Raw genomic sequence first — 23,897 nt, forward strand, 5'->3', positions numbered from 1 at the left:
GAAAACGTCGAACACTCACCGATTCTGCGTAAAGGCGCGCGGAATTCCACGGTTGTGCGATGCGCGCCTATTTTTGGCTGCGCGCGCTGGTTCGCGCGCAGCCAAACATCACAGTGCACATCCGCGCGTGTCATCGACGACCGCGCGATTGTCACGTGTAGATTGGGGATATGGGTCGAACACAACAGCCGCAACAGGCACAGGGGGACGGTTCGCATCGTACGCGCGCCATCATCATCGTATGCGCGGTCGTGTTCGCGGTATTGGTCGCTATTGGAGTGCGGTTGGGCACATGGTGGCACGCGTACACGGTGCCGCCAATGGCGGGACGGACGATTGCGCGCGCGTCCTCGGATAGTACGGTGACCGACGACGTGTCGCAATGGTACAGCCAATGGATGGGACGACAAAAGGAGATCGGCGTCGCGCCGCAGTACCAGTTGCGTTCGGTGCACGTGCGCGACGTGCAGCGGCTGCCGGGCATCGCGTCACGGTACGACGAATCCGATGGGCGGAACATCTATGTGCAGCTCGACGCGACCGTGTGGGCGAGGTTCGCGTCGATGCAACGCGTCACCGACGTGCCTGGATGCCAGACGTACGGGGTGGAATCGGGCATCAACGAATCGTGTGTGTTCGAGCTCGAGCCGCAACGGGATGGCTACCGCATCGTGCAGGTGATGGAACCGATCGTCTACCAACGTTTGGCGCATCCTGAGGAGTTCGAGAAGACGGAGCCGGATCCGACGGCCCCGGTGCTCGACGGGCACAACGGATACCGTCTGTCCCAGGAACGGCTCGAAGTGACCTATGACGGCGGCACGACGTGGCACGAGGTTCCCGATGGTGTCGAACGAATCGTCGGCGGCATCAATGCGAACACGACGTTGTGGCTCGAACCGTCGATGTATGTGATCACACCGCGGTTCACGGCGTTCGTCGGATACGATGACGGTGCGCATACTGCGGAACTCATCTATTCGTGGGACGCTGGCTCGACGTGGCTCACGTCGGTTGTGGGAACAGGTGTGCAGGCGCCCTCCTATATCTCCGTCGTCGGCGACACCATCGTGGCCGCGTATGGGTATGGCGTCGCGGCCGGTTCGGTCGGGTATGCGATGGCCGCGTCCACGTTGTCCGCATTGCGCGCGCATGCTGAGGGTGTGTGGCGGAACGTGCCGATGTTCATGCAGTATCCGTCGAATCTGACGATCGTGGGATTGGTTGATGATACGACGGTGCTCGTCGGGCAGACCGGTTCGCTCCACGTCTCATCGGACTCCGGTGCCACGTGGCGCGCGCTGGGCATACCGAAGGAACCTGGTCTGGAAGACAAACTGGGATACTACCCGTTCGATACGCCGACGCGTGTGTGGACGGAGAATGGTACGTCCTATCTTGCGATAGGGCAGGGCGATGATGCCGATTACACGCTGGATGGCGCAATCATGGAAGCGGTGTTCTCATACGACCCAGCCGACGACACGTTCGCGTTCGTCAGGGAGCGGCCTGCGCCCGCGCCCACACTCGCCGGGTGAACGGTGCTGCTTACTGCGCCCCGTCCGCCCAGTCCGATCGCCGAACGGTCCATCGGCGCAGGTCGCGCCGCCTTCTAGCCGAGATGCAGCAGGCACATCATCGGCAGCGAGAAGCATACGCAGAACCCGCATAGACCTGTCACAACCGTCACGGCGGGGCGGATGAGCGATTTCCATCCGCCCATACGCCCTTGCGGGCGGTTGCGCCGTTCGAGCACGGCGGCGGCGATCCAGCAGGCGAGGCCAACGATTGTGCCGGCGACGAGCATCCATACGTTCGTCGTCGAACGGTCGAGCCATGCGTCGATCGCGTCGTTCGGTGCGCCGTCGAATGACGACAGCAGCACCGGCATGACAAGCGCATAGCCGACGATGATGAGCGCGGCGACCGCGACGAGCACCGTCTTCGGGCGCCTGTTCGCGGGTGTGGCGTTGTATGGGTCGTGGGTCATCATCGGCCTTCTACTCCTTGCCTTGAGCGGGTTTCGGAACGCCGCCCATCTCACACAATTCGTCGATCGTGACGAATGAATACCCCTGTTTCCTCAGGTCATCGATGATGCTGGGGAGTGCCTGGATGTCCTGTGTGCGGTTGCCGCCGCCGGCGTGCATCAGTGCAACCGCGCCGTTGTACGCGTTCTTGAGGACCTCATCGTGGATCGCCTTCGCACCCGGGCGTTTCCAATCGAGCGTATCGATGCTCCACAGCACGTTCATATCGACGATGTCGGCCGTGTCCTTCCACTGCTGCACGCCGAACGCGCCGTACGGCGCGCGCAGCACACGCGTCTTCGTGTCGCTCGCATTCTCCAGATCGTCGAAACTCGTCAGAATCTCCTTGCGCAGCTCATCGCGCGACATGTCCGGCATATACGGATGGCTCACGCTGTGCGACGCGACCTGGTGCCCCTCCTTGACCATGCGCTGTTCGAGCTGCGGATAGGCGAGCGCCTCCTCGCCGAGGTCGAAGAACGTCGCCTTGACCTTCTTCTCTTTGAGGATGTCGAGGATCCTGCCGGTGTATTGACTTGGGCCGTCGTCGAACGTGAGCGCGATGACCTTCTTGCCTTCCGGCTGTGGCGCGAACGATTTGACGGTGAGGTTCCTCATCGGTTTCGTCTCTTGGTGGACGACTTCCTCTTTCGACCGTTTGCCGATCCAGACTTCCTCCTCGCCGTCCTCTCCCTGTTGGGTAACGACCTGGATCGGTCCGTTGTTGAGGTTGATGTCGGTGCCGTAGTGCTTCGTGCGCGTTTCGCTCACGTGTGCCTCGGTGATATCCTTGCCCGGTGTGACCGTCATCTCCCTCGCGTCCGCGATCGTCGTCACCGCGTAGTCGTTGACGGGAACGGCGGTGCCGTTGACGCTTACGGAGACGGGCGCGCCGCCGTTGTTGTCGAGGACTTTTCCTTTGAGCGAGAGCAGGCGTCCGCGTGTGCGTCCGAAGTCGTCGTTCGCATCGAGGAACGTCTGGATCGTCGTGTCGGCGCGCGCCGAGACCTCGGTGCCGTCGACGCTCACGTGCACGGTGCGCCAACGTGTCTGCCACATCCACCACGCGCCCGCGGCGAGTGCGACGACGGCGAGTGCGACGATGACGGTCACGAACGCCGTCGCGACGGCGCCCATCTTCTTCCGTGGTGGTTTCGGTGGTTTCGCGCTCCCGTCGAACCCGATCTCCTCGACGTCCGCGTTCACCGTCGTGTCCCATGTGCGGACCGCAGCCTCGTCGACGTCGCCGTTGCCATCGATATCCAACGATTCGAGTTCCTCGGCATCGTCGTATCCGCTGTTGAAGTTGTAGTCGTCGCTGCTGCTCGTCACCGCGTATCGCCTCCCCACACCACGGTTGGCTGTGCTGTCTTCGTTTGCCAAGCTTAGCATTGCACACGTAAGCTGTCCCCGACCGCATTGCGGTACGCTGAGCGTGTGCTCAGCGTACCGTGGTGTGGTTTCGCAGTGAGCGCGCAGGGCATGGCGTGCACGGCGACGCCATAAGATGGAGACATGACTATCGCAACACCGGAACGGTACGCGCAGATGCTTGACGCCGCGCGGCAGGGTGGGTACGCATACCCTGCAATCAATGTCACGAGTTCGCAGACGCTCAACGCCGCGCTGCAGGGCCTCGCGGAAGCCGAATCGGACGGCATCATCCAAGTGTCCGTCGGCGGTGCCGCCTACTTCTCCGGACAACGTGTGCTCGACCGTGTGACCGGGTCGCTCGCGTTCGCCGCGTTCGCGCACGAAGTCGCGCGCAAATACCCGAACATCACCGTCGCATTGCACACCGACCATTGTGCGAAGCAGTATTTGGACGAATGGTTGCGCCCGCTCCTCGACATCGAGATCGACGAGGTCGCGCACGGCCGCGAACCGCTGTTCCAGTCGCATATGTGGGACGGTTCGACGGTGCCGCTCACCGAGAACCTCGAGATCGCGCGCGAACTGCTCGACAAATCGATCAAGGCGCACACGGTGCTCGAGATCGAGATCGGCGCGGTCGGCGGCGAAGAGGACGGGCACAGCGCGGAGATCAACGACAAACTGTATTCAAGTGTCGATGACGGCATCGCCGTCGCGCGCGCGCTCGGACTTGGCGGCCGTGGGCGCTATATGGCGGCGTTCACGTTCGGCAATGTGCACGGCGCATACAAGCCCGGGGTCGTCAAACTGCGTCCGCAGTTGCTTGGGGAGATCCAGCACGGTGTGTGGGAACACGCGCGCGGCGGCGACCTCGGTGTCGCGCTCGACGCGAACGTTCCTGACGGCAAACCGTTCGAATTGGTCTTCCACGGTGGTTCCGGATCGACTCCCGAGGAGATCGCCGAAGCCGTTTCGTATGGCGTCGTCAAGATGAACATCGATACCGATACACAGTATGCGTTCACGCGCGCGATCGCGGACCATATGTTCCGCCATTACGACGAAGTGCTCAAAGTGGACGGTGAGGTCGGCGACAAGAAGATGTACGATCCGCGTTCGTGGGGCAAGGAAGCGGAGGAGTCGATGGCCGCGCGCGTCGTCGAGGCGTGCCGGGAGCTTGGTTCCGCGGGGCGCGCGCTCAAGTAGTGCGCGACCGCCTTCGCGGTGGGGAAACCGTGTTGGGGGAGGCTCTCTACGCGGGTGATGCGGCATGCGTAGAGGGCCTACGGTAATCTGTCCACGGCGGACTCGCAAGAACCAGCGGAGGTGGAGCATGCCAGGAATCGTCTTGATCGGTGCCCAGTGGGGTGACGAAGGAAAAGGCAAGGCAACCGATCTCATCGGAACGAAGGTCGATTACGTCGCCCGGTTCAACGGCGGCAACAACGCCGGCCATACGGTCGTCGTCGGCGACGAATCGTACGCGCTGCACCTGCTGCCGTCCGGCATCATCAGCCCGAAGGCGACGCCCGTCATCGGCAATGGCGTCGTCGTCGACCCGGAAGTGCTCTTCGAGGAGATCGACGGCCTCGAAAGCCGTGGCATCGACTGCTCGCGCCTTCTTGTGAGCGAATCGGCGAATGTCATCGCGCCATACCACCGCATGATCGACAAGGTCACCGAACGCTTCGCCGGCAAGAAGAAGATCGGCACGACGGGCCGCGGCATCGGCCCCGCCTACGCGGACAAGATCAACCGCATCGGCATCCGCGTCGCCGACCTCTTCGACGAAGAGCATCTGCGCGACAAAGTCGAGAACGCGTTGCGCCAGAAGAACCAGATGCTCGTCAAACTCTATAACCGCCGTCCCGTCGACGTCGATGCGACCGTCGAGGAACTGCTCAAGCTCGGAGAACGCCTCAAGCCGTACGTCGCGAACACGTCGCTCGTGCTCAACCAGGCGCTCGACGACGGTAAGACCGTGCTCTTCGAAGGCGGCCAGGCGACGATGCTCGACATCGACCACGGCACATATCCCTTCGTCACGTCGTCGAACCCAACGGCCGGCGGCGCATGCACCGGCACGGGCGTGGGCCCGACGAAGATCGACCGTGTCATCGGCGTCTCGAAGGCGTATGTGACGCGCGTCGGCGAAGGCCCGTTCCCGACTGAGCTGTTCGACGACTGGGGCGATTGGCTGCGCGCTCAGGGCCACGAATACGGCGTGACGACGGGCCGTCCGCGCCGCTGCGGTTGGTTCGACGCCGTCGTCAACCGGTATGCGACGCAGGTGAACGGCCTGACCGACATCGTGCTCACGAAGCTCGATGTGCTCACCGGCCTTGAGGAGATCCCGATCTGCGTCGCCTACGACGTGGACGGTGTGCGCTATGACGACATGCCGACCGACCAGGTCGCGTTCGCCGCCGCGAAGCCGATCTACGAGACGATGCCGGGCTGGACCGAGGACATCTCACAGGTGCACCGGTTCGAAGACCTTCCGGCGAACTGCCAGGCCTATGTCAAGCGCCTCGAGGAGCTTTCGAACTGCCGCATCTCGGTCATCGGCACCGGTCCGCAGCGCGACCACATCATCCAGATCCATTCGCTCATCGACTGATTCCGATTCATCCACGGTCGTACGACACATGCACAACGGGCGCCGGGCCGTCCACAACAAGGGCCGACCGGCGCTCTTCCATGTTCCAAGGGTTATCATGGTCAGCACACGCCTAAACCCAGAGCTGTATTGAGGCGGTGAACATCCACATATGAACACGCACATCAACGACAACCAAGACACGCATACGCAGGCCGCGGATTCCTCCGGGGCCGGTTTCGATGCCGCCGAGGACACCGGCGACCTTCGCAAGGAGCTCATGCAGCCCCATCCGACGGGCGCCGCCGCCGCGCGCAAACCGCCGAGCGTCCCGCTCGCGCCGATGAAACGCATGCAGGCGAAGTTCAACCCGCTCGCCGACGGCATGGTCTACCTCGTCGTGTTCCTCGGCGGCTGCGTCGGCACGGCATTGCGGTACGGGCTGTGGCTCACGCTGCCGTACCCGGGTTCCGATTCCCCGGTGTGGATGGCGTTCCATCCGGCCACGTTCATCGCGAACATGATCGCATGCTTCCTGTTCGCGCTCCTCACGTCCTATATGTCGCAGGCGATCTGGATCCGCAAACGTGTGCGCCAGCTGACGAGCCGCGGCCTTGGCATGGGCATGTGCGGTGGGTTCTCGACATTGTCCGCGATGATGGTTGAGGACATCACGGCGCTCCATAACAGTGGATACCTGAGTTTCATCATCTACACAATCCTCAGTTTCATCGCCGGCATCGCCGTCGCATGGTTCGGGTCGTGGCTTGGTCTCAAGCTCACGTCGGTGCGTTCCGCGAGTCTTGCCGTCGCCGACGCGCTGCGGCATCAGGAGCAGCCGAAACCGGCGATTGGCGTGCGTGTGCCGACCGATACGGACGCCGATGCTGCGCCGATGATGCCGCACGGCGATCCCAATCCGCAGACCGATGAGATTCCCGTCGTCCACGCTGATCCGCTCACCGGGGAGGTGAAATGATGGGGGAGTTCCTGCTCGTATGCGCATGTGGTGGCCTGGGCGCCGTCGCGCGGTTCGTGCTGAACACGTCGATTCAGCGTTGGTGGAACCGTGTCTTCCCGCTGTCGACGCTCGTCATCAACATCACCGCCGCGTTCTTCGCCGGCATCGCCGCGTCCGCCTATTTCTACCAGACCGTTGGGTATTTCACGTATCTGCTGTTCGTCGCCGGCTTCCTCGGTGGGTTCTCGACGTTCTCGACCGCGATCAACGAAATGGTCTCGCTCGCGAAAAGCAACCGCATCGTCATGGCGCTCGGCTATTTCGCTGCGACCGTCATCATCCCGTTCCTGATGATCGTCCTCGGATGGTGGATCGGTGCGATGGGACGCTGAGATATCCGCTGATGTTCGCTAGGAAAACCGGCCGAGAGGCCGGTTTTTTCGATTGTGCTGACATCCTCTCGCGCGTGATACCACAATCTGTTTTCGTCATGTGAACGGCGTCCGCTCCATGGTTACCGACCGGAAACGCTCCGGTAATTTCACTGCGGCGATATGGCGGTTATGTTCATTGGCATCACGAGAGAGGGGGTGCCATGGCATCCGCATACCACATCAATCCATCACGGCGGCGCACATGTCCGCGAACGGCCGCCCGCGTCGCGGTGTTCGCGTTCGCCGCGCTCATCCTGTGCGGCCTGTGCGCACCGGCGGCCGAGGCGGTCGAAGCCGAAGCCGTCGAAACATGCGTGCCGACGGCCGAATACGGCTGCGTCAACGGCATCCTGCAGACCGTGGGCCAGAAGCCGATCGCCGGCGTCAACGTGACACTCGGCGGTACCGAAGCAGGTGAGACGACGACCGCGGACGACGGCACATGGGCGTTCAAAGTCGCCGATGACGGCACGTACACCGTCACGATTCCGCAGGATGTCGCGAATCGACACGGATTCGCGACCAACAGCGCCGAAGTCGAGATCGTCAAGCAATCATTCTCGAAACAGCGTGGCGTCGTCCGCTTCGACAAAACGGCGGCATCGGACGGAACATCCAAGTCGAACAGTGCATCAACGGACGCGAAACAGTCGACGTCGGCGAATGCGGGAACCACATCCGCCGCATCCTCGACATCGTCGGCGACATGGACACGGTTCTGCCAGCAGCTGTACTCGGGCATCATCTTCGGCCTGCTCCTCGGCCTCATGGCCGTCGGCATGAACCTCGTCTACGGCACAACCGGGCTGAGCTCGTTCTCCCACGGCGAGCAGGTGACACTCGGCGGCCTCATGGCGTATGTAGGCACACAGATGTTGCATATGCCCGTCATTGTCTCGGCGGTGTTCGCGGTCGTCATCGGCGGCCTGACGGGCCTGTTGCAGGACCAGTTCATCTGGGGGCCGCTGCGCCGCAAACGCGTCGGCACGATGCAGCAGATGATCGTCACGATCGGCCTGTCGATGGCGCTCCAGTACCTGTACCAGTTCTTCTTCGGAGGCGACATCAAAGGCATCGTCACATCGGTCCCTGAAGGCATCCAACTCGGACCCATCACGACGAACGCGCCCGCCCTCATATGCGCCGGCATCGCACTCGTCACAATCATCGGCGTGACCGTCTTCCTCTACTGCACACGCCTCGGCCGCGCGACGCGCGCCGTCTCCGACAACGCGGCGCTCGCGGCGGCATCCGGCATCAACGTCGACTCCGTCGTACGCATCGTCTGGACGATCTCGTGCGCGCTCGCCGCGCTCTCCGGCGTCCTGCTCGGCATCTACCTCAACGGCATCGCATGGAACACCGGCGTCACACTCCTCATGCTCATGTTCGCAGCGGTCACCCTCGGCGGGCTCGGCACGGCGAACGGCGCGCTCGTCGGCGCGCTCGTCATCGGTATCGTCGCCGACGTGAGCACGCTCGTCATCCCGAGCGACATGCGGTATGCGAGCGCACTCGCAATCCTCATCCTCGTCCTGCTCGTGCGACCGCAGGGCATCTTCGGCAAGCGCAATAGGATTGGGTGATTATTCATGGACACGATGACAATTATTGCGAACATCCTCGGAGAATTATTCGCTCCCACAACGGCGGCGTATGCGCTCGCGGCGATCGGACTCAACATCCATTTCGGCATGACGGGACTGATGAACATGGGCCAGGCGGGCTTCATGCTCCTCGGCGCCTACGGCTTCGCGATCACGCAGATGCATGGCGCGAACCTGTTCTCGTCGGTGCTGTTCGCGTTGCTGCTCGCGGCGGTCTACGCGCTCCTGCTCGGCATCCCGACGCTCAAGCTCGGCCCGGACTATCTTGCGATGGTTACGCTCGCGGCCGCGGAGATCGTGCGCATCGTCGGCAGGTCGACGTCGATGACGAACATCACGGGCGGTTCTGCGGGCATCGCCCCGCAGGATTTCACGACGCAGTTCGAGGACCTCTCGCCTTTGCCGGATGGCACGTCGACGTTCCTCATCTGGACGTACAACAACAACATCGCGAATTCGTGGTGGCTGCGCATCGTCGCCTGGGCGCTTGTCGCATTGTGCGCGTTCCTGTGCTGGCGTTGGTTCCGCTCCCCGTGGGGCCGCGTGCTCAAAGGCATCCGCGAGGACGAGAACGCGGTCCGCTCGCTTGGCAAGTCGGTCACGAGGTGCAAGATGCAGGCGCTCGTCGTCGGCGGCCTCTTCGGCGCGCTCGCCGGCATCGTCTTCGTCCTGCCGCGTTCGCTCAACCCGGATTCGCTTGGGCGCACCGTCACGTTCTACACGTGGACGATCCTGCTGCTTGGCGGCGCGGCGACGATCATGGGCCCGATCCTCGGTTCGTGTGTGCTGTGGGTGCTGCTCACGGCCGTCAAGGAGACGATGCGCGTCTCGATACCGCCGACCGTCATCTCGTCGAACCAGATCGAAGCGCTCGGCTGGATCATCGTCGGTGTCGCGCTCATGCTGCTCGTGATCTTCAGACCGCAGGGCATCCTCGGCAACAAGAAGGAGTTGGCGTTCAATGGCTGAGAACAACAAGCCGCCCGTCGAGGCGGCACAGCGGAAGGACGCGGCCGCATCCCCGGCCGCACAGGTCAAGGAACCGTTCTACGACCTTGCGAAATGGGGCACGAAGCCGCCCGAGGGCGAGGAGCTCATCTCGACCGCCTATGGCGACAAGGTCACGCGCGACCTCGCGTTCGTAGAGAACAAGCCGGGTGTGCACAAGCCCGACCCGATCCTCGTCGCGGACGACGTCGTGCGGCGCTTCGGCGGCATGACGGCCGTCGATGTCGGGCATTTCGAGATCGAACGGCATGGCATCACGGCGCTCATCGGGCCGAACGGCGCCGGCAAGACGACGTTCTTCAATCTGATGACCGGATTCGACACGCCCGACACCGGCAGCTGGCGGTTCGACGGCAGGGACATGCAGCATGTCAACCCGGAGCATGTCGCGCGCGGCGGCATGGTGCGCACGTTCCAGCTGACGAAGGTCATGAGCCGCCTGTCCGTGCTCGACAACATGCTCCTCGGCGCGCCGGACCAGCCGGGCGAGGGGATGTTCCGTTCGCTCTTCCCGGGCATGTGGAGGAAGAAGGAGCGGGAGAACCGCGAGAAGGCGGAGGCGCTCCTCGAACGCTTCCTGCTCATCAAGAAGAAGGACGACTTCGCCGGCTCGCTTTCCGGCGGCCAGCGCAAGCTCCTCGAGATGGCGCGTGCGCTCATGTGCGACCCGAAGCTCGTCATGCTCGACGAACCGATGGCGGGCGTCAACCCGGCGCTCAAGCAGTCGCTGCTCGACCACATCATCAGCCTGCGCGAGGACGGCACGACGGTGCTCTTCGTCGAACATGACATCAACATGGTGCGGCACATCGCCGACTGGGTGACCGTCATGGCGGAAGGCAGGATCGTCGCGGAAGGGCAGCCGAAGACGGTCATGGACGACCCGGCCGTCGTCGACGCCTATCTCGGCGCGCATGCGGATGTCGACCTCGGCGACGATGCGGTGCTCGAAGGATTGGAGGAACACGCATGAACGCGACAACGGCAGCGACAATGCATACGGTCGGCACACGTCACCACAAGAAGAAAGTTGCACGTGAAACAGATGGTGGAACGGACATCTACGGCCTCGACGGCACAAAGAACGCCCCGCGCGCGATGAGCCGCGCCGAGACGCATGTCGGCGAACCGGAAGGCGAACCGCTCCTCGACGCGGACAACCTCGTCGCAGGCTACCTTCCCGGCGTCAACATCCTCAACGGCGCGTCGCTCGCACTGCACGACGGTGAGATCGTCGGCATCATCGGACCGAACGGCGCAGGCAAATCGACGCTCCTCAAATCGCTCTTCGGCCTCGTGCGCATCCATTCGGGCGCGCTCACGTTGCGCGGACAGGACATCACGAACCTGCGCGCGGACAAACTCGTTGCACGCGGCGTCGGCTTCGTGCCGCAGACCGAGAACGTGTTCCCGAGCCTGACGATCGCCGAGAACATGCGCATGGGCGCATATCAGGCGCCGAAGAAATTCGATGAACGGTTCGACTACGTCTGCTCGATCTTCCCGAAGCTCGGCGAGCGGCGCAACCAGCTCGCCGGGCAGCTCTCCGGCGGCGAACGGCAGATGGTCGCGATGGGCCGCGCGCTTATGATGCGGCCGTCGGTGCTGCTCCTCGACGAACCGAGCGCGGGACTGTCGCCGATGATGCAGGACGAGACGTTCATCCGTGTACGCCAGGTCAACAAGGCGGGCGTCTCCGTCGTCATCGTCGAGCAGAACGCGCGCCGCTGCCTGCAGATATGCGACCGCGGCTACGTGCTCGACCAAGGGCGCAACGCGTACTCCGGGCGCGGCCGCGACCTGATGAACGATCCGAAGGTCATCAGCCTGTATCTCGGCAACCTTGAGGAGGAGGTTGAGAAGGCAGGGCAATGATGTCTGTGGGCGAACGGCAATATTGTTGACCTGTTCGATCAATTCATCGATGTCGTCGTGAAATATTTCCGTAACACCATCGTCTTCGAATACTAATAATTATTTATAATATAAAATAAGAATAATTGAATAATCGATTTTCATCAAACATGAGCCAACATCAACCATGAACGGCGGCGGCCTTGCACATCGTGACGGTCGACCGAACCAATGAGGAAGTGAAGTGATTCATATGCGACTGCACACGATGCGTACCAAGGCCACAGCAATGACGGCGTTCGTCGCGGCGGCGACGCTCGCCCTATCCGGATGCGGCGGCTCGGGAGGGGCGGCCGACGCGAGCGCACAAGCGGACGACAGCGCGATGGTCGTCGGCGCGCTGCTGCCCCTCACCGGAACACTCGCGTACCTCGCGCCACCGGAGGTGGCCGCGATCAAGCTCGCCGTGAACGACATCAACGCGGCGGGCGGCGTCCTCGGCAAGGACGTGACCGAAGTCGAAGCGGACACATCCGACGGCGAACATGCGGATCAGAACACATCGGCCGCGCAATCGGTCCTCTCGAAACACCCGTCGGTCGTCATCGGACCGGCCGCGTCGGGCGTCGTCAAGAACGTGTACAAGAGCATCGTCGCCGAAAAGATCCCGGTCATCTCGATGGCGTCGACATCAATGACGCTTTCTGGCATGGACCCGTACTTCTTCCGCACCGTCGCGCCGGACGCCGTGCAGGGCGCCGTCATGGGCGACCTCATCGCGGGCGACGGCGTCAAAAAACTCGCGATCGCATGCTTCAACGACGAATACGGCACCGGCATGCGCGACATCATCCTCGAAAAACTGCAAAGCGCGGGTGTCGACGTCGTCTACGGCGAAAAGGACGCGTTCGATCCGGCGGAGACGAACTACGCGTCGATCGCGTCGGCGATCAAGGAATCCGGCGCGGACGCGACACTCATCATCTCGTACGACCAAGCGACGCCACTCATCAAATCACTCGCGTCGGCAGGAGTCGACACGCACAAGCTCTACCTCGTCGACGGCAACACCGTCGACTATTCGAAGACCTACGACGCGGGACTGCTCAAAGGGTCGAAGGGCACGATCCCAGGCGCGCACGTCGATGACGCGTTCCTCGAAGCACTCAAAGGCACCGGCACCGACGTCTCCGACACGACGTACGCGGCCGAAACCTACGACGCCGTGATCCTCGCCGCGCTCGCGGCGGAACAGGGCGGCAGCGCAAGCGGTGAGACGATCCAGAAGAACCTCGCGTCGGTCTCCGGCGCGGACGGCGGCGAGCAGTGCGACAGCTTCAAGGCGTGCAAGGCGCTCATCGACGACAAGAAGAAGATCCAATACTCAGGGAAGACCGGCATCGGCGCGTTCAACAAGAACAACGACCCGAGCTCCGCGAACATCGGCATCTACGCATACGACGACAAGAACGTCAACGTGTTCCAGGCGATGCAGAGCGGCGAAGTGCCAAGCGAGTGACGGTGCCGGCACAGTGCTGACGGCGCTGGCATCGTGCTGACGGCACTGGAATAGACGTGGCCCCGGCGCGGGACGGGGCCACCGCCCACGTGGGCGACTCTCGGAGGTGGGCCATCCTCAGCGGTGGCCCACCTCCGTATATATGTGGGGATGCGGGGGACGCGGTGTGCGGTGCGTAGGTTGTGCGGTGCGTGGGGGGTGATGTATTTGGCGCGTGTGTTGCACGACAGGCGTCGCGCGACGGTACGCTGACGAGTGGGTAAACGTACCGTGCTGCGGCGTGTGCCGCACGGTGGTACGCTGGCGCGAGTGTGGGCGTACCGTGCTGCGGACATGGGGGCGTGCGCTACCGCGTCGTCGAACATTCCTCAAGGGTGACGGGGATGATCGTCGCGCGCGGCGACGGCGCATCCCCGTGTGCGGGGTGCGTTTCGTTCGCGGCGGACGCGTTCGTCGAGGAAACATGGTGCGATGGCGCGCCGCCGTGCGCACCGCCATCGGCGAACCAATCGATCTCCTGTCCGACGTTGTCCGCGATCGCGCGCGCGATCGCATCGAAATCCTGACGTACCGCGGTCAGCGGAAGCCCCGCGCAATCGGCGACGACGGTGCCATCATATGCGACGACCTGCAGACGTCCGGGCACCGCGATGCCGCGCAGCGCCGCCTCCTGCACCGCGAACGCGGCGGCGAGGTCGGCGCCGACGAACGCGTCGATGTCCGGATGCGCGTCGAATGCGTCGTGCACGGCGCGGCGTATGCCATCGAGGTCGAACACTTCGCCCGATTCGATGTACGCATGCGCGATGCCGGCCGCGTCGAGACGCTCCTCGAGCGTCTGTACATAGCGCACCGTCGGGAACGTCGTGTGCGCGTCGTCAAGATCGGTGAATTGCGCGCGCGGACCGCCGATGATGACGACGTCGCGCGCGCCCGTACGCGTGAGCACGTCGGCGACGAGCGCGCCGCCGCGCGCGTGGTCGGAGCTCACTTGCGCGATGTGCGCGCCGAGATTGCGGTCGAACGCGACGACCGGACGCTCGATCGACGTCCAATAGTCGACGTCGTGCGTCGTGTGCGCGGCGACGACGAGCGCGTCGAGGCTGCGTTGGCGCAGCATATCGACGTATTGCGCTTCGCCGCTCGCGGAATCGACGGTCGAACACAGCATCGTGCGCAGTGAGCGGGCGGCGAACTCGCGCTGCAGATGCGCGGTGAGCGTCGCGAAGAACGGATGTCGGATCGTCGGTACGATGACGCCGACGATGCCGGTTTTGCCGTGGTAGAAATGGCGCGCGAGCTCGTTCGGGACGTAGTCGAGCTCGCGCATCGCCTGTTCGACCTTCTCGCGCATATCGCGCGAGACGTAGCCGGTGCCGTTGATGACGAGCGAGACGCTGCTCACCGAGACGCCCGCCTTCTTCGCAACGTCGCGCATGCCTACCATCTGTACCTCCTCGCTGCCATTGACGCGTCGCGTTGTGTGGTGCGGTGCGGTTGTTATCTGTTGTTGGGTGCCGCGTACTTGGGGTGCGCGGTTGTTGGGTGCCGCGTACCCATGTCGAGCCGGTTGGATGGCAACATTGTAGACGCGGTGTCTGCATATGTCGATTATGCGGTGGTGTGTACGTGGCGACCGCGGCGCGCCGAAGGCTGCCGTGTGCGGCGCTGCCGCCTGGGACGTCCGCTTGTGCCACAGTGGCAGCTGCTTGCTGCGGTGGTGCCGCCGTGTGCGTCCGTGTGGGATGCAGATACGGCAGTGGTTGGCGGCGCTGCCGCAGTGTGAGTACGTTTATGCTGCGGTAGTGGCTGCTTGCTGCGGTGGCGCCGCGGTGGACGTCTGCTGACGGCGCGGTGGCGGTAGTAGTCGGCGGTGGTGCCGCCAAGTGCGTCCGTCTGTACGGGGATAGTGGCTGCTTTCTGCGGCGCTGCCGCGGTGTGCGTCCGTTTTGCTGCCAGTGCCAGTGGTGGCCGCCGCCCGTCGCGCACACCGCCCGCCGTCCGCTGCACTCCGTACCTCTACCGCCGCCCTCCGCATACCATCCGCAGCGCACCCCGCGCACGGCACCACACACCGCATCCCCACTATCACGCGCACTGTCGTCTCATATCGAACCGGTTCGACACGCCGAGTGCAAACGCGCGTTGCATATTCGCGGGTGTGGTGCGATAATCACTATCGAACCGGTTCGATAGTGTGTTCGATACGACGTCCGACGCCATGTTCGGCATCGCCATCACGCACGTCGCCGCAACGCGGATCGTGCACATGTTTGCCGAACCAGTTCCCGGACAACCGGACCGTTTGATCCCAACGGCGTGATTGATCGACCGTACCTGACTCGACGAGGAGGAACCTGTGAAGAACAAAGTTCAGCTCATCACATATGCGGACCGTCTTGGCGACGGCAACCTCGCATCGCTCACCGACATCCTGCGCACCCGATTCGACGGTGTATACGAAGGCGTGCACATCCTGCCGTTCTTCACGCCGTTCGATGGTGCGGACGCCGGTTTTGATCCGATCGACCACACAACGGTTGACCCGCGCCTCGGTGATTGGGATGACATCGCGGAACTCGCGAAAACGCACGACATCATGGTCGACGCGATCGTCAACCATATGAGTTGGCAGTCACGTCAGTTCCAGGATGTGCTCAAGCGCGGTGAGGAGTCCGAGTACTATCCGATGTTCCTGACGATGAGTTCGGTGTTCCCGGACGGCGCGACCGAGGAGGAGCTCGCCGGCATCTACCGCCCGCGCCCGGGCTTGCCGTTCACCCACTACAGCTTCGCCGGCAAGACGCGCCTCGTGTGGGTCACGTTCACGCCGCAGCAGGTGGATATCGACACCGATTCCGCGGAGGGCTGGGAGTATCTGATGTCGATCTTCGACCAGATGGGCAAGTCCCATGTCAAATACATCCGCCTCGACGCCGTCGGCTACGGCGCGAAGGAGGCGGGCACGAGCTGCTTCATGACGCCGAAGACGTTCGCATTGATCTCCCGGCTGCGCGAGGAAGGGGCCAAGCGCGGCCTCGAGATCCTCATCGAAGTCCATTCGTATTACAGGAAGCAGGTCGAGATCGCCGCGAAAGTCGACCGTGTCTACGATTTCGCGCTGCCGCCGCTTCTGCTGCATTCGTTGTTCACCGGCAGCGTCGACGCGCTCGCGCATTGGACCGAGATCCGTCCGAACAACGCCGTCACCGTCCTGGACACGCACGATGGCATCGGTGTCATCGACATCGGTTCCGACCAGCTCGACCGTTCGCTCAAGGGGCTCGTCCCCGACGAGGACGTCGACAACATGGTCGAGACGATCGCAGCGAACACGCATGGCGAATCGAAGGCCGCGACCGGTGCCGCCGCATCGAACCTCGACCTGTACCAGGTGAACTCCACCTACTATTCCGCGCTTGGCCGCAACGACCAACACTACATCGCCGCGCGCGCCGTGCAGTTCTTCCTCCCCGGTGTGCCGCAGGTGTACTACGTCGGCGCGCTCGCGGGCGCCAACGACATGGAACTGCTCAAGCGCACGAATGTCGGGCGTGACATCAACCGCCACTATTACACGACGTCCGAAATCGACGAGAACCTCGAGCGTCCCGTCGTGCGCGCGCTCAACGCGCTCGCGACGTTCCGCAACGAACTGTCCGCGTTCGACGGCGATTTCAGCTACGCCGCCGACGGATCGACGATCAGTTTCACGTGGAACGATGCTGCGACGTCGGCGACATTGACGTTCACGCCGTCGAAGGGTGTCGGCGCGGACAATACGCAGCCCGTCGCGACGATGACGTGGCGCGACGCCGCAGGCGAACACAGCAGCGACGACCTCATCGCGTATCCGCCCGTCGTGCACACGAAGTGAGCATACGTACACGGTTCCGCTGATGTCGACCGTGTCGCGATGGCGACACGGAGCGGACGAACGAGAGCATCAGAAAAGAGCGGATCAAGGTTGACGAACAAGGCGCCGGCGGCAAGCCGGGCCCCAGCGGCTACATCCGCCCGGGCATCGATGATCGACCGGACTTCGACAAGGCCCTCAGTCAGGAGGACAAGGAGAACATCGCGCGACTGACCGCGCTGATGCCGAAGAAACGCGCCGCCGAAGGCAGCGCCGACGACGAGCAGGTGCAGGGCACGAAACTCGCGACCGATTCCCAGGCCGCCGGTTCCGGCATGGCCGTGCTCGCGGCCGTCGACACGGTCCGCGTATGCGCGGGTGTTCGTCGTCGCGATCGTCATCGTGCTCGTCGCGGCCGCGCTCATCATGCGCATCCGCAACGTCAAGCGACACGTTCCTTTCATCATCACATTGCCAAGGCCGGCGACGTTCGCGTCGCCGGCCTTTCCACGTATGGTGCTCGTGGGATTCCACTGTTGTCGCATGGCTGCGGCCGCCGTGCATGCGGATGACGTCGCATATGATGGACATGAGTACATGAAGGGTCGATATGTGGCATGGCGTCCCATATATCGCATGGCATAGGGAGACAGGATGAGCAACGATGCGATCGATGTAGGGGTCTGCAGCATCCGCGAACTGCTGCACTGCCCGTTGCGGGTGCCTTCCTATCAGCGTCCCTACGTCTGGCGGACGTCCAACGTGCTCCAGTTGATCGAGGATATTGGGCACTCGGCGCAGTTCGATCCCGCGGCGGATGAATCACGGTATCGCATCGGCACTGTCATCGTCTATCGGAACGAAGACGGGACGTCGCTCGACATCGTCGACGGGCAGCAGCGGGTGATCACATTGCATCTGATATTGGCCGCGCTGGAGGCGTGTGATGGTGATATGCGGCTGAATATACGCGATGACGAGCAGTCTCGCCGGCACCTGTATGAGAACGATCGTGCGATACGGCAATTGCTGGATTCGTGGGAGGGCAAGCGGCGCTCGCGATTCGCTGGTCGGCTGCTCGATGGCTGCGAGGTGCTGAAGATCGAGGTCGCGCAAGGCCATCTGCCCGAAGCGTTCCAGATGTTCGATTCGCAGAATGCGCGCGGCAAGGAACTCGATCCCACCGATCTGCTCAAGGCATTCCATCTTCGCTGCATGGATGCCGACGGCGTGGCCGAAAGCCTCAAGCAACAACTGGTGCGGCGGTGGGAGCTGCATCAGGATGAGATCCAGCCGCTCTTCGGCACATATCTCTATCGCATCGCGTGTTGGAATCGAAGGGAGAAAGCGAAGCCCGGCGGTCTGGACTCGGATTCCATCGCCATGTTCAAAGGCATCGATCTGCCGGGCCGTGGCAATGAACGTCAATGCGCACCGTGGCAGTACAATTTCGTCGCCGCCTGGTATGCGAACACAGACCGCGCCAATGGCGGGTCGGAGACGTCGTATGCGTTCCAGATCGATCAGCCGATGATCAACGGCGAAGCGTTCTTCCGCTACGCGGAGCATTATCGATCGCTACTCCGGCAGCAGACCATGCATGATGAGACGCCGTGGAAGGAGATATGCGCCGATATCGCGACTTTTGCGCATACGTGGCGATACCACTATATGATCGAGCTTTTCCGCACCATCCTGCTGTATTACCGGGATAGATTCGGCGATGATGATGTCGCCGACGTCGCCAGAATGGCGTTCCTCTATGCCGCATATATGAGACTCAGTGTTCGCTCGTTGTCGTTTGCCACCGTCAACAACTATGTGCTGGGTGCGGATCGATGGGGATGGAATGCCCGCGTATTCGAGGTGATCCGTTACGCCTACCGTGGTCGGGATGTGCTGTCCCATATGGCGCGCATTGCTCGGCAGCCTATTGAGGATTCGAAAGATCGGGAACTGTGGAATCGCTATATGATGCGCAATGCCGGCAGCGCGATCAATGATGATGGAGTCTCGTCGTCTGAGGATGTGCTTTCCCTGCTGATCGATACTCTGCGGCAACGTGGGTTGCTGGAGAAAATTCGTAGGGAAAAGCAGCAATCCGGCATTGAGGGACACGATGTGTTCAGCGCATTGTATGAGGACGGTCTCATCGTCCATGAGAAAAAAGGAGGATGGCGCTATGGCTTGCAGGCAGAAAAAGGGGACAGTCACATGCCCGAGGAATGGGTGACGAAAGAAGAATGGGTGAAGCGCATAGACAATGTCCTGAACCAGGGGAAGGGGCAATGATGACGGATAATTCGACGGTGCTGAACATCGCTGAACTCTTCGGCGAGGGGTGCGTGTACCGGGTTCCGATTTATCAGCGCGCATATGCGTGGGGCAATGATGAGATCAAGACACTGCTCGACGACATCAGGCGCGCCATCGACGGTGATACGCAATACTATCTGGGTTCATTGGTCGTCGCGGGGCGCGGCCGTGAGCAGAACGAGACCGTGTACGAGGTCATCGATGGCCAGCAGCGTCTGACCACGCTGTATCTGCTTCTGGCAGTGCTCTGCCATGGCGATGACGATAAAGCCGCCGACGCGTTGGCTGCATGGAGCATGCGATTGGAATACGAATGCCGTGCCGAATCATATGGGGCGTTGCTGGAACAACTGCATGCGGGCGGCAAGCCCGATCAGCCGAAGGACATTGGCGCACAGGATGGCCCCTCTGATCAGGAAGAGATAGAGATGATGCGTCGCCCATTGATCGGGGGATATCAGGTCATCCGTCAATACCTGGAAGAGCCGAAGCATCGGATAGATCTCGAAAAACTGCGCACCAATGTGAGCATCGTGCGTGACGAATTGCCTTCGGGAACCAATCTCAACCGCTATTTCGAAATCATGAACACGCGCGGCGTGCAGCTTAGGCCGCAGGACATCGTCAAAGCGCGTCTTATGAGCTCCGTATCCTCCCCGGCGGCTCGCGAGACCATCGGCCGTATCTGGGATGTCTGCTCGGATATGGATCACTACATGCAATGCCTCGCGACTCCCGATGAACGGACGCGCTGGTTCGGCGAGGATTGGTCGTCCCTTCCGTCCCTCGAATGGAGCCGACTCGTCCGAGCGACAGCCTCGGACGACGACGACAGCGGCGATGGCAGCGTCAGACCATTTGACGAGGTGCTCAACGATGCTCTCAGCAAAGAGCCACTGCAAGCTGAGCGGCAGACACCGTCGAGCGTACCGTCGAACGACGAAGCCGAACGGTATCATTCCATCATCAGTTTCTCGGCGTTCCTCATGCATGTGCTGCGCATCTACGGTGGTGATGAGCATGTCCCTCTTGACGATACGGCATTGCTCAGCGTATTTGACGACAAGGTGGTCAAAATATCTGATGAAGTTTCAGAGAGCTCAGCTGCCTCAGTCGAGGGCGCATCCGCGGAGGGCCATGCGAAACGATTCGCCGCGACACTGTTGCGATGCCGTTTCCTGTTCGACAACTACATCATCAAAACGCATATCGATTCGGCGGCTCCATCCGATGCCACTGAATGGATGTTGCCCAGATACCACCGGGACAAGCAGTCCTACCGCCCCGGCAACACGTTCTCGGAGGCGTATCGGCAGGAACTGATCATGATCCAGTCCATGTTTCAGGTGACCGAAACGGGCAACAACTACAAGAGCGCACTGTGCAGAATGCTGGAGTGGTTGTGGGGACAGGAAACGGTCGATGGATGCGCGTTCCTGCAACACATTCGGGAGTATGCGCATGAGCGACTTGAGGGGGCGCTGGGGCTGAAGAGTTTGAAAGACGCGCCGCCGGAAGAGCGCCAGTCGTGTATTCGTGAAGCCGTCAACCGAGGCACCGGCACTGAGCACCTCATCTTCAACTATCTGGACTATGCGCTGTGGGCGCTGCTCACGTATGCTGATGATTCGCCAAAGGAAGAAGGTCTGGACGTGGCCAGCATCTTCGGGGCCGATGAACCGCCGATGATAGCGTCGGACGTGCATACCCGGTGGCGGGAATACACCACACGGACAGTACAGTCCGACGAAAGTACGCAAGCCCTTGATTACGGACAGTTCCGCTTCCGCTACCGTAATTCCGTGGAGCATTTCTCTCCGCAGCATCCTTTGGGCGGTGGCTCCGCGCCGGCCAATGTGGACGACTTCGGCAACCTATGTCTGCTGACGGTTCGGGAGAACTCCCGACGCAACAACCTCGGCGCGATGGAGAAGATCAGGCATTTCAATGTGGGCCAGCAAAGCCTGAAATTCCAGTGCATGGTCGGACAGGCGCTGAAGGAGCAGGCATGGGGCGAGTCGCAGATAGAAGAACAGACCAAGCTGTGGGTCCGGTTGCTGGATGCGCTGAGCAGCGCATCCCATGACCTGTGAGTATCGGTGACATCGCTGTCATTGCCGTCGTGTGTGCGCTCCCGATGCGCGAATTCGTCTGCGCGTACGGCGGTAACGTGGCGGCCGCCGCGCGGCTGCCGTTATCGTGGTGTATATGAACGATCAGTCACCACAAGAAGGCGCGGACGGCCCTGAGCGTCCCGCGCCGCGTCCGTTCCCGAACTCCGATTACGTCCGTCCCGGCATCGACGACCGCCCCGACCTCGACAAAGCCCTCACCGACGAGGACAAAGCCGCGGTCGCACGCCTCGCCGTACGCCAGAAGCCGAAGACACCGCCAGCCGCGACCGACCAGCCGGAGGTGCAGGCCGCCGCGATGGGCATCAACGCCCCCGTCGGTGGCGCCGACGAACCCGTGCCTGACCTCGGATCCGCGTTCCTCGACATGCGCGACCCGATGGTCGACGCGGACGGCAACCGCCCCACGAAAACCGAGATTCTGCGGATGAAGATCGGTTTCGCATGCACGGCGTTCTTCCTCGCGTTCGCGCTCGCCGCGCTCAACATCACGCTTGTCCCGCAGGAACTCGACACGTTGGGAGGTCCGGTCGGCGGCGCGGTCGCGCTCGCCTGGGTCCTCGGCGTCGGCATCCTGTGCGCGTTCATCGCGACGATCTTCTTCCTGCCGCTGTCCGACCATACGCGCACGCCGTTCGGAAGACGCGCGCCATGGTTCGCGGGAGGCACGGTCGTCGCCGTCATCTTCGCGTTCTCGCTTGGCGCATGCCACACACCCGTCGCCGTCGGTATCGTCTGGGCGTTGCTGCAGATTGGGCTCGCCGCGATGATGTGCACGTTGCACGCGTCGCTCGGCGAACGCGTCCCCGACAAGTTCCGCGACACCGTCGGCACATGGCGCACAATCGGGCTCCTCGCGGGCCTCGTGCTCGGCATATGGTTCGGCGTGCTCATCGTGGGCGACCCCGCCGCTGGCATGGACCTGTGCGCCGTCGGACTGCTCGTCGCGGGCCTCGTCGGCCTGCTCGTCATCCCACGCGAATCGTCGACCGTCTATTCGCGCGCGAAACCGATGACGAACGCCGACCTCCTCGTGACGCTACGTGTCGAGCACCCTTCGGCGGCGTGGCGCATGCTGTGCCTGACGCGGCTGTTCGCATCCGCGGGCGCCATGCTCGCGATCGCGTTCGTCTGGTTCGTCGTACGCTACCGCCGCGGTGCCGACGCCGCCCTCGACATGCGCGCGACGATGCTCATGGTCGCGCTCATGGGGCTTCTCGCGTGTGCGATGGCGCTCCTCGGCGAAGGCGTCACGAATCTGCTGCGCGCGTCCATCGACAACGACCGTCTCGTACTGGTCATCGGCGTCGCGCTCGCGATCGTCGCCGTCATCGTGCCGCTCGTCAGCTATACGACCGTCGGGCTGTACATATTCGCGGGCGTCGGCGGATTCGCGGTCCATATGGTCGATGATGCGTTGCAGGTGCTCGCCGTGTCCTCGATCCCGATCGTGGACCGCGCAGCCGGGTATCTCGCCGTGTTCAACACGAGCGCGACACTAGGCCGTCTTGTCGGTGTCGCTGTAGGCGGATTCGTGTTCGCGTACGCGGCCACGTTCTCGAGCGTCTTCCTGTGGGCGGCGATCATGTTCGCGTGCGCCGGCGCAGCCGGTGCGGCGGTCGTCGCATACGCCGGACAACGTTGATATCACGCGCAAGCGGCGCATGTCCACCTTTCGCATCGGCGGACGGGGCGTGCGCCGCTTGCGCGTATCCGGACCTTGGGTGGCGCCTCCGCGCGCATGTCGTGATGTATGTGGATTACGGCATCGAAGGACGATATCGATATGACAAGACGACAGCAGAGATGGCGTGTGCCGTTCCCGCTGTCGTCGCTCCTCGTCGCGATCCTCACGTGCCATGGGACGAAGGATGTCGATGACATGCGTTGATGCGCGCGGAAATACGTACACGGTCACCGCGATGGATACAGAGAAGAGGAAGCCACCCAGCCGACGAATGGATGTCCACAGAAGAGATGTCCACGATATGGAACAAAAATCTTACTGATTTCAGACAAACGTTGCTGGATATGCACCATTTTTCCAAAGAAACCCCGTATATTCGAAAACAATGTGCCGACGGTATCCAAAAGATGGACTCGATGCAGTCGCGCGTGGAGATTTCGGTAATATGAGGACTCAGTTTCGGAGACAAAATCTCCGACACAGCGGGAAACTTGCATACACGGATCACCGGCCCAAACCA

The 23,897-nt window shown here is 62.4% G+C and carries 18 protein-coding genes; 15 read left to right on the forward strand and 3 right to left on the reverse strand.

Annotated features, from left to right (window positions below; genetic code table 11):
• Positions 1-170: 170 nt before the first annotated feature.
• The gene (locus tag B1526_RS04515; protein WP_235607031.1) at positions 171-1,538 is read left to right on the forward strand and encodes a beta propeller repeat protein; all 1,368 of its coding nucleotides are present in this window, start codon (positions 171-173) and stop codon (positions 1,536-1,538) included.
• A gap of 74 nt (positions 1,539-1,612) precedes the next feature.
• Here the strand turns inward: B1526_RS04515 and B1526_RS04520 are convergent, their stop codons facing one another.
• Both B1526_RS04520 and B1526_RS04525 read right to left on the reverse strand, forming a co-directional pair.
• Positions 1,613-1,993 carry a hypothetical protein gene (locus tag B1526_RS04520; RefSeq protein ID WP_095614896.1) on the reverse strand — a complete coding sequence of 127 codons (381 nt, stop codon included), beginning with the start codon at positions 1,991-1,993 and terminating at the stop codon, positions 1,613-1,615.
• A 7-nt stretch (positions 1,994-2,000) separates the two neighbouring features.
• Complete coding sequence (locus tag B1526_RS04525; RefSeq protein WP_235607032.1) at positions 2,001-3,362, reverse strand: polysaccharide deacetylase family protein; 1,362 nt, start codon at positions 3,360-3,362, stop codon at positions 2,001-2,003.
• 183 nt (positions 3,363-3,545) lie between these two features.
• Here B1526_RS04525 and fbaA point away from each other — a divergent pair, with 183 nt between their 5' ends.
• The 9 genes from fbaA to B1526_RS04570 all read left to right on the forward strand — a co-directional run bounded on the left by fbaA (position 3,546) and on the right by B1526_RS04570 (position 13,386).
• Positions 3,546-4,610 carry a class II fructose-bisphosphate aldolase gene (gene fbaA / locus B1526_RS04530; RefSeq protein WP_095614897.1) on the forward strand — a complete coding sequence of 355 codons (1,065 nt, stop codon included), beginning with the start codon at positions 3,546-3,548 and terminating at the stop codon, positions 4,608-4,610.
• A 127-nt stretch (positions 4,611-4,737) separates the two neighbouring features.
• The gene (locus tag B1526_RS04535; protein WP_095614898.1) at positions 4,738-6,024 is read left to right on the forward strand and encodes an adenylosuccinate synthase; all 1,287 of its coding nucleotides are present in this window, start codon (positions 4,738-4,740) and stop codon (positions 6,022-6,024) included.
• 151 nt (positions 6,025-6,175) lie between these two features.
• Positions 6,176-6,982: a fluoride efflux transporter FluC gene (locus B1526_RS04540; RefSeq protein WP_095614899.1), complete on the forward strand. Its 807-nt coding sequence runs from the start codon at positions 6,176-6,178 to the stop codon at positions 6,980-6,982.
• Positions 6,982-7,356 carry a fluoride efflux transporter FluC gene (locus tag B1526_RS04545; protein WP_095614900.1) on the forward strand — a complete coding sequence of 125 codons (375 nt, stop codon included), beginning with the start codon at positions 6,982-6,984 and terminating at the stop codon, positions 7,354-7,356. Before B1526_RS04540 ends, B1526_RS04545 begins: the two co-directional genes overlap by 1 nt.
• 203 nt (positions 7,357-7,559) lie before the next feature.
• The gene (locus B1526_RS04550) at positions 7,560-8,984 is read left to right on the forward strand and encodes a branched-chain amino acid ABC transporter permease (protein WP_095614901.1); all 1,425 of its coding nucleotides are present in this window, start codon (positions 7,560-7,562) and stop codon (positions 8,982-8,984) included.
• Positions 8,985-8,990: 6 nt separating this feature from the next.
• Entirely contained in the window at positions 8,991-9,974 is a 984-nt protein-coding gene (locus tag B1526_RS04555; protein WP_095614902.1) for a branched-chain amino acid ABC transporter permease, read from the forward strand.
• Complete coding sequence (locus B1526_RS04560; protein WP_095614903.1) at positions 9,967-10,986, forward strand: ABC transporter ATP-binding protein; 1,020 nt, start codon at positions 9,967-9,969, stop codon at positions 10,984-10,986. Before B1526_RS04555 ends, B1526_RS04560 begins: the two co-directional genes overlap by 8 nt.
• Before the next feature lie 125 nt (positions 10,987-11,111).
• A complete protein-coding gene (locus B1526_RS04565) occupies positions 11,112-11,888 on the forward strand; it encodes an ABC transporter ATP-binding protein (protein ID WP_095614940.1) in 777 nt (258 codons plus the stop codon).
• A 268-nt stretch (positions 11,889-12,156) separates the two neighbouring features.
• Positions 12,157-13,386, forward strand: a complete 1,230-nt coding sequence (locus tag B1526_RS04570) for an ABC transporter substrate-binding protein (protein ID WP_327078349.1) — start codon at positions 12,157-12,159, stop codon at positions 13,384-13,386.
• A 346-nt stretch (positions 13,387-13,732) separates the two neighbouring features.
• Here B1526_RS04570 and B1526_RS04575 read toward each other — a convergent pair whose 3' ends face one another.
• Positions 13,733-14,833 (reverse strand): LacI family DNA-binding transcriptional regulator, encoded by a 1,101-nt coding sequence (locus B1526_RS04575; RefSeq protein WP_095614904.1) that lies wholly within the window; start codon positions 14,831-14,833, stop codon positions 13,733-13,735.
• Between the two features lie 912 nt (positions 14,834-15,745).
• On the opposite strand from B1526_RS04575, the gene gtfA reads away from it, so the two are divergent.
• The 5 genes from gtfA to B1526_RS04600 all read left to right on the forward strand — a co-directional run bounded on the left by gtfA (position 15,746) and on the right by B1526_RS04600 (position 23,335).
• The gene (gene gtfA / locus B1526_RS04580) at positions 15,746-17,263 is read left to right on the forward strand and encodes a sucrose phosphorylase (protein WP_095614905.1); all 1,518 of its coding nucleotides are present in this window, start codon (positions 15,746-15,748) and stop codon (positions 17,261-17,263) included.
• Positions 17,264-17,484: 221 nt separating this feature from the next.
• Positions 17,485-17,814: a hypothetical protein gene (locus tag B1526_RS09425; RefSeq protein WP_133088458.1), complete on the forward strand. Its 330-nt coding sequence runs from the start codon at positions 17,485-17,487 to the stop codon at positions 17,812-17,814.
• 82 nt (positions 17,815-17,896) lie between these two features.
• Entirely contained in the window at positions 17,897-19,534 is a 1,638-nt protein-coding gene (locus B1526_RS04590; protein WP_095614942.1) for a DUF262 domain-containing protein, read from the forward strand.
• A complete protein-coding gene (locus tag B1526_RS04595; RefSeq protein WP_235607033.1) occupies positions 19,531-21,651 on the forward strand; it encodes a DUF262 domain-containing protein in 2,121 nt (706 codons plus the stop codon). Before B1526_RS04590 ends, B1526_RS04595 begins: the two co-directional genes overlap by 4 nt.
• A gap of 115 nt (positions 21,652-21,766) precedes the next feature.
• The gene (locus B1526_RS04600) at positions 21,767-23,335 is read left to right on the forward strand and encodes an MFS transporter (RefSeq protein ID WP_095614907.1); all 1,569 of its coding nucleotides are present in this window, start codon (positions 21,767-21,769) and stop codon (positions 23,333-23,335) included.
• Positions 23,336-23,897: the final 562 nt, after the last annotated feature.

The organism is Bifidobacterium criceti (assembly GCF_002286935.1).
In the GTDB taxonomy this organism is placed as follows: Bacteria; Actinomycetota; Actinomycetes; order Actinomycetales; family Bifidobacteriaceae; genus Bifidobacterium; species Bifidobacterium criceti.